Genomic DNA, 12,383 nt, shown 5'->3' with positions numbered 1-12,383 from the left:
GATTCCGTGCTCTGCTCACCAGCGTGGCGGCGGCCGCGTGGGCCGCACACCTGCGCAGGGGTGACTGGCCGTAGTGCCGCCGACCGATGAAGCGGTCACCGTGGACCGACAGCGGCGGCGCAGACGACTGCGACGAAGGTGTCATCGCTGAGGACGTCGGGCAGCGGGGCGTTGTGGAACTGGGTGATCTTCGACCCGGCCGTCACCCGCCCGGTGAAGGTGCCGACGGCATCTGGGGGTTCCACGAGGGTGCCCACTGCGCGCCATACGGCCGATCCGTGCACCGGGCGGATGTCCCACAGGACACCCTGGGTGCGGATGGTGCGGGTTCCGTCGTCGCCCGGCACGGCGAACGTCTCGGTGAACCTGACGCGTGTGCTGATCGTGGCGATGTCCGGACCGTTCGCTGAAGTGCTCAGATGGTCGGTGTCCCGGCTGCGGAACTCACGGTAGGCGTCGAGGTAGTCCGTGTTGTAGAACCTGGTCTGGTAGCGGTCCGACTCGTACCGATCCCACAAAGGTGTGTCACCGCAACCGAAGTCGAAGGGGGCCCTGGCGGTTGAGACGTGGCGTTCCCCCTTGCAGATGGGACCACCCTCGGCCGTCCGGCACGTCCACGGTGCGAAGGACGGACTGAGCGACGGCACGAGACGGGACTCGTCGACCGGTGTCTGCCCGGCGTACGAGGTGAGGGGGGCGGATGAGGCGGACGAGGGGGCGTGAAGGGCGGCTAGGGCAATCACGAGTATGGCGATCGAGCCGCGGCGGATGTGTCGCATGCGGAGCCTCCATCGGTGCAAGACCGCCACGGTGACGGCTGTTGCTACCTCTCTACAGACCACAGGCCCCGCGAAGGTTGACCCCTTGACGAGATCAGGCGAGACGGAGGCTGGCGAAGAGCGCCAACCACAGACTGCCTGGCCAGAAGGTCACGACAGCTGGCCCACGCCGGCACGGATGGCGAGGCTGGCCGCGCCACGGGTCCACAGGTCCTCCTGAGCCGTGTCCACCTCGATGCGCACCTCGCCGGCGATTCCCGAAAAGCCATGGACGGCAAAGGATTCGCGCGTGGAGTCTTCCATGAGGCTGAAGGCGGGCGAGCTCTCGCCGGCGATGATGACCAGCTCGGGGTCGATCAGGTTGCACAGCCCGGCAAGACCCCGCCCGAGCGCGTCCCCGGCACTGCGAAAGGCCTCCCGAGCGCGAACCGCCGCATCGCCCCGGCCGTTGGAGGCGACGTCCATCGCTTCGGTCACGGAGGCGCAGCCACTGAGCTCGCAGATCGCAGCATCGCCGGCCATTGCCTCGAGGCACCCGCGCGCGCCGCAGGTGCACCACCGACCCTGCGGGTCGAGAGGCAGGTGCCCGAGCTCACCGCCCGTGCCACGAACCCCGGTGTGGAGGCGGTCACCCAGGACCAGGCCGCACCCGATACCCACACCGAGGGTGACCACCGCGAAGGTCCGGACGCCGCGCCCGCGCCCGAACCAGTGCTCGGCCAGGGCCAGGGTGTTCGCGTCGTTCTCGACGACGACAGGCAGGTCGAGGAGGTCGCTGAGGGCCCGGCGGACCGGCACGTCGCGCCACCCGAGGATCGCGGACAGCCGGCAGGTCCCCGTCTGGGGCTCGATGTGGCCGCTGAGTCCCACGCCGACCCCCAGCACGTCTGGCCGATCAGATCCTGAGGTCGCGAGCAGCTCGTCGACGACCTCACCCACCGCGGCAAGGGCGATTGCGGGCTCGGTGGACGACAGGGCCCTCGAGCACCGGTTCAGCACCGTCGCCCTCAGGTCGGTCAGCACCCCGCTGACCGTCGACGGCCCCACCTTGATCCCGATGGCGACGTGGCGGCCGGGGTTGACCGACAGTGCCTGGACTGGTCGTCCGCGACCCGCGCCGGGGGTACCGGACTCACGCAGGTAGTCGTCGTCGATCAGCGGCCGCAGCGAGCGCGTCACGGTGGAGGCGTCCAGCCCGGTCCAGGCCGCCAGCTGGCTGCGGGTCACCGGGCCGAACCTCAGGGTCAGCGAGAAGAGCTCGGCCCTGCCCGGGTCTGCCAGCCCGGCGGCCAACCTCTCGTGCCGGCCGCCGGGCCCAGACGAGGAGGTCATCAGTGCCGCAGCTCCATCCAGTTGAGGTTGATGGCGCCGACGTCGCTCGCGCCGCGGCCGATGGTCACCAGGTTGAGGCCGGCTTGGAGCCGCAGCTCCCCGGAACGCTCTTCCCAACGGTCCCAGCTCCTGGTCGACGGGAACGTGACGGTCCGTGGTCCGTCCACGACCGTGCCGTCGGCTCGCTCGCTGGAGACGGTCATGGTGCTCGCGGTGTCCAGGCCGTTCGTGTAACGCCACCGGACGTCATACCGGCCGGCGCGAGGCGCGCGGACGGCGAGGGTGACCAGCGCGTCGCCCGGCTCGTTGCCGGCCGCGAGCCTGTCGACGAAACCCGACCCGTCGTAGCCACGGTGGTTGTTGTTGAAGTTGGCGCCACCACCCCATGCGGCCCAGGCTGCGTGGAAACGGGGAGTCCTGTTCTTCGGGGTGATGTGGAACAGGGCGCAGGCGTGAGGCGCCAGGCTCGCCCTGGCCTGCGTGCGCACCCCGAGGTCGCGACGGGCCCAGACGTCCCTGACCGTGGCTGCTCCCGCGATGCCGAGGTCACGACTGAGGTGGAGCGACTTGTCGACGGTCGCCGTGTCGCCCCGGTTGAACAGGGCGACGACCCAGGACCCGTCGGGCAGCTGACCTGCCCAGCGCTCGGTGTCGCGGGACGTCGGGTCCACCGAGTACGGGTTTCCGTTGTGGTACAACGGTTTTCCGACCAGGCCCTTCCGGTGCAGGTCGAGCACCTCGGGCTGGGTGAAGACCCAGCCGTGGGGCCCGATGTCGGAGTACAGGTCGGCGATGGCGATGGGGGAGCCCGCGACCGTCATGAGGGTCACCGCCGTCTTGCGCTCCTCGTCGGAGGCGAAGGTGTGGGCCCGCAGGAAGTCCCCGTCGAGGATCAGCTGCCCGCGGCCGTTGCGGTGCGACCAGCCCGTGAAGCCGCAGAACGGGTTGAACCAGTTGGGCCAGGCGTTCTGCCAGTCCTGGCGTCCACCGCTGAGCCGCTCCCAACCACCCTTGTCGGCGTCGGCGTTGATGCGCGCCATGTCGCCGTTGGCGAGCTCGGCGGCGGCGTTGTCGAACAGGTGCGGCATGACCAGCGACACCTCGATCGCGTCGCCGGCGGCCTCGTTGATCCAGTGCAGTGCCTTGACGTAGTTGGCTCGGCCGTGCGCGGCGTTGACGCGTCCGATGTTGGCGTCCATCCCGTCCTCGTACCAGGACAAGAAGTCGATCCGCAGGAACGGCACCGACATTCGCTTGAAGTACTCGACGTACCCCTGCACGTACTCCCGCGCACCCGGCTTCGTGACGTCCACCCAGTACAGGGTGTTCCCTCCGATGTCGCGGGCCATGAAGTCGTTGTCGGCCACGATGTCGGCGATCCTGATGTCAGGCCTTCCCGCGACGGTCTTGGTGTGGTCCTCGACCGCCGCCCGGTGCACCCAGAGGGGGTTGTAGTAGACGCCGAGTGACATCTTGCGCTGCGCGAGATAGGCGGCCCAGTAGGCCCAGTCGTGGGTCCACGAGTCGTTGTAGCTCGTGATGTAGCCGTGCTCGGTGGTGCGCGACGAGCCCTCGATCCACCCGTCGGTGCAGGCCATGTCGTAGCCGCTGGGCGCGAAGTCCTCGGCGAGCCAGTCGATGTTGGCCTTCCATTCGTCCTCGGGGATCGGGGCGTTGTGGGGGAAGGACCAGCCGTAGATGTTCCAGTACAGCGGCCCGGGGCCGCTGCGGGTCCAGGTGCTGTCGCGACTGGCCCGGGCGAGGGGCGCGGCCGAGGGGCCGTGGTGGCCCTTGGGCGTGACCCGTTCGGCGGCGGCGTAGGCCGGGTCGGCCAGCTCGAGCGCGGTGGCCAGGGAGATGACTCCGCCGGAGGCCAGGAGGGTGCGTCTTGAGATCGTCATTGATCGTGCTCCTTCAGGAGGGTTCCAGGACGTCGCACGGGTGGTATGCGGCTTTTGGGCCCCTCTGACCTTCCTCTCCCTATTTAGATGCGTCAAGCATCAAAATCCCTGAGAACCCTCAGCGGACCGTCGTTGTGACCGTCCCGCTGTAGGCGGCGACGTTGTACCTGTCGCCGGTGATGTGCCAGCGGGCGAGCGGAACCTGCCCCTCTCCGGAGGGCTTGCCCGATGCACCTCGCACCCCGCACCCCGCACCCCGCACGCAGCCGGGTCGCCGACGGGACCTTGGCCCCTGATCGGCCCGCTGTCGCCGCTGGAGCATGGGGGTGGCCCGGCAGGGCTGCGCATTCGGCGCGCAGCGCCCCGCGTCGTCGAACAGGAGGACGTCATGGCTGGTGGGAACGGCACGAACGACGGCAGCGGCACGGACGGCAACGGCACGGACGGCAACGGCACCGGCAAGGGCGCGAGCCTCGGTCGAGGAATCGTCGTCGCGTTCGACGGCACGCCGGGCGCAGAGATGGCCCTCGACTGGGCTGCGGCCGCCTCGCGCCGCGGGGGTCGGCCGCTCACCCTGGTCCACTGCGTCGAGATGGCTGCCGTCCCGATCGACCCGATCTACGACCCCGAGGCGCTGCCGAGCGAGGTCCGGGACGACGCGTTGGCGATCCTCGACGCTGGCGTGAAGCGAGCGTCGGCCGTGACCAAGCCGTCCCTGGTCGACAGTGCCATCGTCGTCGGGTCTGCCGCGGCCGAGCTGGTCCTGGCCTCCAAGGACGCCGAGGTGGTCGTCATCGGATCGCGGGGTCGTGGCCGGATGGCCTCGGGCCTGCTGGGCTCGGCGTCGTATGCCGTCGCGGCCCACGCCCTGTGCCCGGTCGTGGTCGTGCGAGGCGGGTGGTCCGTCTACCCGGACTCCGACCACCCCGTGATCGTGGGCGTCGACGACAGTGGGGCATCACACCGTGCGGTGGCGTGGGCTGCCGACGTCGCGGCGGAGGCTGGCGCGCCGCTGCGCATCATCGCCGTCGGTCGGCTGCACTCACCCGAGGGGTGGGCGTACGTCGAGGACTCCCAGGCAGGCACGAAGCACAGCCACGAGGTGAGGGACAAGGCGATGGGCATCGCGGATCGGGCCCGGGACCGCGCGCTCGCGCTCCACCCCCAGCTCGAGATCGAGACCGAGGCCCTCTACGGCCAGGCCGGTCACGTGCTGGCCGTGAACGCCGTGCACGCCGGCCTGCTCGTCGTGGGCAGCCGCGGCCGAGGCGGGTTCGCCGGGCTGGTCCTCGGGTCGGTCAGCCACACCGTGATCCACGAAGCATCCTGCCCGGTGATGGTTGTCCGGTAGGAGGCCACGCCCCGTTCAGCTCCCACCGGTCGGCTCAGTCCGCCCGGCAGGCTCGTTGGCTCGCTCCCATCGGCTCGGTCGGTTGGTCGCCTCGCTCTCCACCGAACGGACCAGGGCACGCCCGTGCCACCGCAGCCGGATCCGTCTGCGACCTAGTCTGCGGTGCAGAGCGACTCAATCCCCCAGAGCGCTCGCCCTCGTGAAGGATCTCCATTGCGCACCCGCCTCCCTCGCAAGCCCCTCGCCGCCATCGGCGCGGTCCTCGCCCCGCTGGGTCTTGCGGCCACGGTGACCGTGGCCACCCCGCAGGTGGCGACCGGTGCCACGGCGACCTACAAGCTCAACTACCTGACCCTCCCCAACGGGACCAGGGTGCCGGTGCGCTGGAACGGCTGCCAGGCGGCGGTGACGTGGAAGGTCAACCTCGCGGCCGTGCCGACCGCTCAGCGCGCGACCGTCCTGTCCGAGACCAGGACCGTCGTCAGCCGGATCTCGTCCTACACGGGGATCACCTTCTCCTACAAGGGATCCACGGCCGAGGTGCCGCAGGTCGGCTCGATGGTCAAGCAGTCCGCCGAACTGGTCATCGCCTTCACCAGCCCCAGCAGGACCAACTACGCCCTGGCCGGATCGGTGATGGGTGTGGGCGGCTACCAGTCGTACTGGGTGTCGCGCACCGTCAACGGCAGGACCTCCTACACCGTTGCCGCGGTCCGTGGCTTCGTCGTCATCGACACCCCGCAGATGCTCGCCCAGACCAAGGGCGGCTTCGGCACCGGGGCACGGCGCAGCAACCTGCTCCTGCACGAGGTCGGGCACGCCTTCGGGCTGGCGCACGTGTCGACCACGAGCCAGCAGATGTATCCCGTGCTCTCCAGCGCGTCGCCCAACGGCATGGCGTCCGGCGACCGGCTGGGCCTGTCGAAGGTCGGCAAGGGCGCAGGCTGCATCAACACCTCCTCGATGCCGCTGAAGGACCTCAGCTGACCTGAGCGCGGCTAGCCTGCGCAGGTGAGCCACCGCACCCCCTCGACCTCTGCGGCCGAGGCACCCGACCACGGGGTCCAGCGCCGCACGATCGGCACCCTCGTCGGGTCGCAGATGCTTGGCGGTGTCGGGGTGGCCAGCGGGGTGGCTGTGGGCTCGCTGCTCGCCGAGGACGTCAGCGGCTCGGCCGAGTTCGCCGGCCTCGGCGGCACCTTCCAGGTCCTCGGCGGCGCCCTCATCGCCATACCGATGGCCCGCCTCATGGCCCGACGCGGGCGCCGCCCGGGACTGGTCATGGGGTACGGCCTCGGCATCATCGGTGCGGCGTTGCTCATCGTTGCCGGCGTCGTGCGCAGCTTTCCGCTGCTGCTCGTCGCGAGCGTCCTCTTCGGCGGTGCGACGACCGCCAACAGCCAGGCCCGGTATGCCGCGGCCGACCTCGCCGAGGACGCGCACCGGGGGCGCGACCTGAGTGTGGTGGTCTGGGCGACGACGATCGGGGCCGTCCTCGGCCCCAACCTCGTCGGGCTGGCCGCCGGCACCGCCACGGCCCTGCACCTGCCCTCGCTCACCGGGGCGTTCGTGTTCTCGCTGGCCGGGTTCGCGCTCGCGGGCATCGTGCTCGCGGTGCGGCTGCGGCCCGACCCGCTGCTGCTCGCCCGCCGGCGAGCCCGGGCCGCCGCCCCCGACGACGAGGTGGAACGCCCGCACGGCTCGGTCGTCCGCGGCATACGGGTGATCCGGAGCAGACCCGAAGCGCTGCTCGGCCTGGTCGCGGTGGCCCTCGGGCACATGGTCATGGTCAGCGTGATGGTGATGACCCCGCTGCACATGCACCACGGCGGCTCGACGCTGCGCCTCATCGGGCTGGTGATCAGCATCCACATCCTCGGCATGTACTCCCTGTCACCGGTCGTCGGGATGGCGGTCGACAGGTTCGGTGGGCGCCCGGTTGTCGGCGCCGGCTCGGTGGTCCTCCTCGTCGCGACCCTGCTCGCCGCCCAGGCACCCACCGGGTGGTCACCGGGGCTGGCCGTCGGGCTGTTCCTGCTCGGCGTCGGCTGGTCGTGCACCCTGGTCAGCGGTTCCACGCTCATCTCCGGGGCGGTCCCGGTCGCCGAGCGGGCCGGCACTCAGGGCGCGTCCGACCTCGCCATGGGCCTGGCCGCCGGCGGGGGAGGGGCGCTGGCCGGGTTCGTCGTCGGCCAGGTGGGGTATGCCGCCCTGGGGCTCGGTGCCGCGGTGATCGCCGTCCTCATCGGGCTTGCGGCGGCCTTCCTCCGCGGTCCTGACCACGCCTCGGACGCCCCGGGTGACGGAGCCGCGCACCCGAGCGACCACACGCCGTCGACCGTGGACCCGGCCGACAGCCGGGTTCGTTAGCCTGCACAGGTGAACCAGCCGACCGACGAGACCCCCACCACCCCGGCTGCCGAGACCGACCCCCGTGGTGAGCGTGTCGCCGCGGCCGTGAAGACCTGGCAGCGTCACCTGGTCGACCTCGGCGGGCGCAACACCCTGCTGTGGTACCGCGACCTCCCGACCGGCACCCTCGACCTCACCACCGCCCACCCCGGTGGCCTCGCGATGCTCCTCGCCGGCAGGCCCACCAGGCTCTCCGACCTGGTCCGCGAGCCCGCCGCCCTCGACGAGGCCCGGCGGCGGGCGCGCACCATCCGGTCCAAGACCGTCGAGCTCTCCGAGGAGCGGGGCATCGCCGCCGGGTTCATCGCCATCGGCATGGCGACGTGGACCGTGCGCGGGGCCAACCGCCCCCCGGCCGCCCCGGTCCTGCTGCGCTCGTGCGTCCTGCGGCCGACCGGTGCCGCCCGCGAGGACTTCGACCTCGACCTGGGCAACGACGTCGAGCTCAACCCCGTCCTCGAGCACTACCTGCGCTCCGAGCAGGGCATCGAGCTCGACACCGACGCCCTGGAGGACCTCGCGACCTCGGGCAGCGGCTTCGACCCCTACCCCGCCTACGAGCGCCTCAAGCAGCTCTGCAAGGGCATCCCGGACTTCGCCATCACCCCCCGCCTGGTCGTCGGCACGTTCTCCTACGCCAAGCTCCCCATGGTGGCCGACCTTGCGGCACAAGGGACTTCGCTGGCCGACCACGACGTCGTCGCTGCGCTCGCCGGCGACCCCGGCGCCCTGCGTGCAGTGCGCACGCAGGTCCCGGAGTTCCCCGCGGACGCCGACCCGTCGCACGAGCTCCTCATCCTCGACGCCGACTCCACCCAGCAGGCGGCCATCGACGCGGTCCGCTCCGGCGCCCACCTCGTCATCAAGGGTCCGCCCGGCACCGGCAAGTCCCAGACCATCGCCAACCTCATCGCCAGCCTGGCGGGGGAGGGCAAGCGCGTCCTGTTCGTCGCCGAGAAGCGCGCCGCCATCGACGCCGTGCTCAGCCGCCTCGACAACGTGGGTCTGTCCGACCTCGTCCTCGACGCCTACGACGGCGCGAGCAACAAGCGGCGCCTGGCCCAGGAGTTCGACAAGGCCCTCGAGCGTGGCACCACGACCACCGAGCCCGACACCTCCGAGATCGAGCGCGACCTCGTCGACCGTCGCGCCACCCTCGTCGAACACTCCAAGGCCCTGCACGAGGTCCGTCAGCCCTGGGGCGTCTCCGCCCACCAGGCCCAAGAGGCCATCGCCACGCTCGGCGCGGCCCGGCACTCCCCGACCTCCCGGGTGCGGGTGCGAGGGACGCAGCTCGCGGAGCTGAGCCGACGCCGGGTGCAGGAGCTCGGCCGCCAGCTGACCGAGGCGGCCTCGCTGGGCGCCTGGTCGACCGACTCCGGGTCGGACCCGTGGTTCGGTGCCCGCATCCCCACCTCGGAAGAGGCCGTGCGTGCCCGCGAGGTCACCAGCCGGCTCGCCGAGGGGCAGCTGCAGGACGTCGAACAGACCATGACCGAGGTGTTCTCCGAGGTGAACCTCCCCCGGGCCGAACGCGTCGGCGACTGGGGCGACGTCCTCGACTCGGTCGCCAGGGTCCGCGACACCCTCGAGGTGTTCCGCCCCGAGGTGTTCGACATCCCCCTCGGCGACCTCGTCGCAGCGACCGGCACCAAGTCCTACCGCGCCACGAGCGGCGTCGAGCTGGGCGCGTGGTCCCGGTGGAGGCTCCGTCGCCAGGCGCGCTCGCTGCTGCGCCCGGGCCCGCCGCCGTCGGACCTGCACGGTGCCCTGGTCGAGGCCCAGCAGCAGCGCACCTCATGGCAGTCGATGGCCGGTGCCGGTGGCCGCCCCGAGATCCCCCTAGACCTCGACCGGGCGCGGGCCGCATACGACTCGCTCGCCGAAGACCTGCGCTGGCTCGGCGAGCGCCTCGCCACCACCGCTGCGGGTGGTGACCTCATGGGCACCCCGCTGCCCGAGCTGCAGCAGCGGATGGCCGACCTCGCGACACGACCCGAACGCCTCACCGTCGTCCCGCGCGTCCTCGGAACCCTCGACGCGCTCCGCGCCGCCGGTATGGGCCCGCTCGTCGACGACCTCGCTCGCCGTGGGGTCGAGGCCGACGACGTCTCGGCCGAGCTCGACTTCGTGTGGTGGACCTCGCTGTGCGAGGACCTCATCGTGAGTGACTCCCGGTATGGCGCGCACGACGGTGCGCAGCTGCGACGGGTCGCCACGGAGTACGTCGCCGCCGACCACGCCCACCTGGCTGCCAGCGCGGACCGCGTCCGCGCCGGCGCGGCCCGCAAGCTGCGCGAGGTGCTCGCCGACCACCCCGAGCAGGAGGCGCTGGTGCGCGCCGAGGCGGGCAAGTCCCGTCGCCACCGCCCGCTGCGCGAGCTGCTGCCCAAGGCCGGGGAGACCCTCACCGCCGCCAAGCCCGCTTGGGCGATGAGTCCGCTCGTGGTCGCGTCGGTGCTGCCCCCCGGTCGCTGGTTCGACGTGGTCATCTTCGACGAGGCGTCGCAGATCCCGCCCGCCCAGGCGGTCTCGGCGATCTCCCGGGCCCACCAGGTCGTCGTCGCCGGTGACGAGCGACAGCTCCCGCCGACGAACTTCTTCACCTCAGCGGTCGACGAGGACCTCTCCCCGGACTCCGAGACGCTGACCGAGGGGTTCGAGTCGGTGCTCGACGTGCTGACCGCCGCGCTGCCGACCCGGCGCCTGTCCTGGCACTACCGCTCCCTCGACGAGCGCCTGGTCGCGTTCGCCAACCAGGAGATGTACGACGGGTCGCTGGTCACCTTCCCCGGCACGGGCACCGACGCCGTCGTGCGGCTCGAGTCGGTCGAGGGCTCCGGCGTCGTCGCGCCCGGCGAGGAGGCCATCGAGTCGACCGAGGCCGAGGTCGACCGCGTCGTCGCACTCGTCCTCGAGCACGCCCGGACCCGGCCGCAGGAGTCGCTCGGGGTCATCGCCCTCGGCATCAAGCACGCCGCCCGCCTGGACGACGCCCTGCGCAAGGCCCTGCTCGAGGCCGAGGGTCTGGGCGACTTCTTCGACGAGGACCGGCGCGAGCGCTTCTTCGTCAAGAACCTCGAACGCGTCCAGGGTGACGAGCGCGACGCCATCATCCTGTCCGTCGGCTACGGCAAGACGCCGCACGGCCGGGTGCTGCACCGGTTCGGCCCGCTCAACCTCGAAGGCGGGGAGCGACGCCTCAACGTCGCCATCACCCGCGCCCGCCGTCGGATGACCGTCGTGTCCTCGCTGCTCGCCTCCGACCTGGACCCAACGCGGCTCAAGGCTCGCGGCGCGGTCATGCTCCGGGACTTCCTCGCGTATGCCGCCGACGGCAGCCTCCCCGGCCGGGTCGCCGAGTCGGTGACGGACCAGCCCGCGACGAACGAGTCGGCCACGGGTGAGCCCGCGACGGCTGAGCCCGTGACCGATGCCTCCGTGAGCGATGACTCCGTCACCGATGTCTCTGCGCCGGAGGACTCCAAGACCGATGCCTCGGCGACCGATGAAGCCGTGACGCGCGACTCGGTCGACGACGCGGCGGACCTGGCTGACGGGGCTGCGCCCGCGCCACGCGGCGGCCTGGTCCGTGCGGAGTTCGCCCGGCGCCTGCGCGAGTCGGGCCTGGTCGTGCACGAGGCCTTCGGGGGCGCCGGCCACCCGGTGGACCTCGCCGTGGAGGACCCGCAGCGGCCCGGACACGTGCTCGTCGCCATCGAGACCGACGGCCCCGAGTATGCCGCCATGCACAGCACCCGCGACCGTGACCGCCTGCGGGGCGAGCAGCTCGCCCGCCTCGGGTGGGAGCACGTCCGGGTGTGGACCACCGACCTGTTCCGCGACCCGGCCCGCGACATCTCCCGCGTTCACGCAGCGGTCCAGAAGGCGGCATCGCGTCGGGCTGCGCAGGAGCGGGCCGCCCGGGCCGCCACACCGGTCGCCACCCTCGTCCCCGAGGCCCCACTCTCGTCCAAGCCGACCGAGCCGGCGGAGGTGGCGGCGGAGTCCCCCGAGCCGACGCCAGAGTCCGCCGAGGCGACCCAGGCTCAGGGTGTGGAGGTCGCAGCAGCCCCGGACCCGTCGGTCGAGGGCGCAGTCGTGACGGACCCGTCGGTCGAGGCGCCGACCCCGTCGACGGAAGCCAGCAGCGACGCGCAGCTGACCCTCGAGGGCCTGGAGGCATCAGAGGCCTTCGCCCCGACCCCCGACGAAGGCGCTCGCAAGCGCCGGGTCCGTGGTCGTCGGGCGACCTCGAAGCCCACCAACACCCAGCCCGGCCAGCAGCTCCCCGGCCCCCTGGTCGCCGACCAGGCCGACCAGACCGCCTCGACCGACGATCCTGCGGCAGTCCCGGACCAGACCAAGGACGACACGGACGCCGGCTGGGGTGAGCAGCCGAACCTCTCGGCGCACGACCGCTGGTTGCTCGAGCAGCGTCCACCCCACTGGGGCCGCGACTGAGCCGCACCCGCACAAAACGCTGGTTGCGCGACAAAGGTCGGGTCAACAACCCGCGGTATGCCGCGCAACCGGCGTTTTACAGGGTCGCCGGGTCGGGCTGGTCACCGACAGGACACGACGAAGGCGCCGGACCCCCTGTGGGTC

Annotated in this window: 7 protein-coding genes; 4 read left to right on the top strand and 3 right to left on the bottom strand. The window is 71.7% G+C overall.

Annotated features, from left to right (window positions below; genetic code table 11):
• Nucleotides 1-95: 95 nt before the first annotated feature.
• From ABEG17_RS05525 to ABEG17_RS05515, 3 genes are all read right to left on the bottom strand, one after another.
• Nucleotides 96-518, bottom strand: coding sequence for a hypothetical protein (locus tag ABEG17_RS05525; RefSeq protein ID WP_406832283.1), 423 nt, complete (start codon nucleotides 516-518; stop codon nucleotides 96-98).
• A 411-nt stretch (nucleotides 519-929) separates the two neighbouring features.
• Complete coding sequence (locus tag ABEG17_RS05520) at nucleotides 930-2,111, bottom strand: ROK family protein (RefSeq protein WP_406832282.1); 1,182 nt, start codon at nucleotides 2,109-2,111, stop codon at nucleotides 930-932.
• Nucleotides 2,111-4,012 carry a hypothetical protein gene (locus ABEG17_RS05515; protein ID WP_406832281.1) on the bottom strand — a complete coding sequence of 634 codons (1,902 nt, stop codon included), beginning with the start codon at nucleotides 4,010-4,012 and terminating at the stop codon, nucleotides 2,111-2,113. The genes ABEG17_RS05520 and ABEG17_RS05515 overlap by 1 nt, the downstream gene beginning before the upstream one ends.
• Before the next feature lie 388 nt (nucleotides 4,013-4,400).
• Between ABEG17_RS05515 and ABEG17_RS05510 the strand changes: the two genes are divergently transcribed.
• The 4 genes from ABEG17_RS05510 to ABEG17_RS05495 all read left to right on the top strand — a co-directional run bounded on the left by ABEG17_RS05510 (nucleotide 4,401) and on the right by ABEG17_RS05495 (nucleotide 12,239).
• Nucleotides 4,401-5,363, top strand: a complete 963-nt coding sequence (locus tag ABEG17_RS05510) for a universal stress protein (RefSeq protein WP_406832280.1) — start codon at nucleotides 4,401-4,403, stop codon at nucleotides 5,361-5,363.
• Between the two features lie 213 nt (nucleotides 5,364-5,576).
• A complete protein-coding gene (locus ABEG17_RS05505; RefSeq protein WP_406832279.1) occupies nucleotides 5,577-6,350 on the top strand; it encodes a matrixin family metalloprotease in 774 nt (257 codons plus the stop codon).
• Nucleotides 6,351-6,374: 24 nt separating this feature from the next.
• Nucleotides 6,375-7,733, top strand: coding sequence for an MFS transporter (locus tag ABEG17_RS05500; RefSeq protein ID WP_406832278.1), 1,359 nt, complete (start codon nucleotides 6,375-6,377; stop codon nucleotides 7,731-7,733).
• Between the two features lie 9 nt (nucleotides 7,734-7,742).
• Entirely contained in the window at nucleotides 7,743-12,239 is a 4,497-nt protein-coding gene (locus ABEG17_RS05495; protein ID WP_406832277.1) for an AAA domain-containing protein, read from the top strand.
• Nucleotides 12,240-12,383 lie beyond the last annotated feature (144 nt).

It is taken from the genome of Pedococcus sp. KACC 23699 (genome assembly GCF_045348425.1).
Lineage (GTDB): Bacteria > Actinomycetota > Actinomycetes > Actinomycetales > Dermatophilaceae > Pedococcus.
The sequence above is the reverse complement of the archived record's forward strand: the minus strand, read 5'-3'. Positions and strand labels throughout refer to the sequence as shown.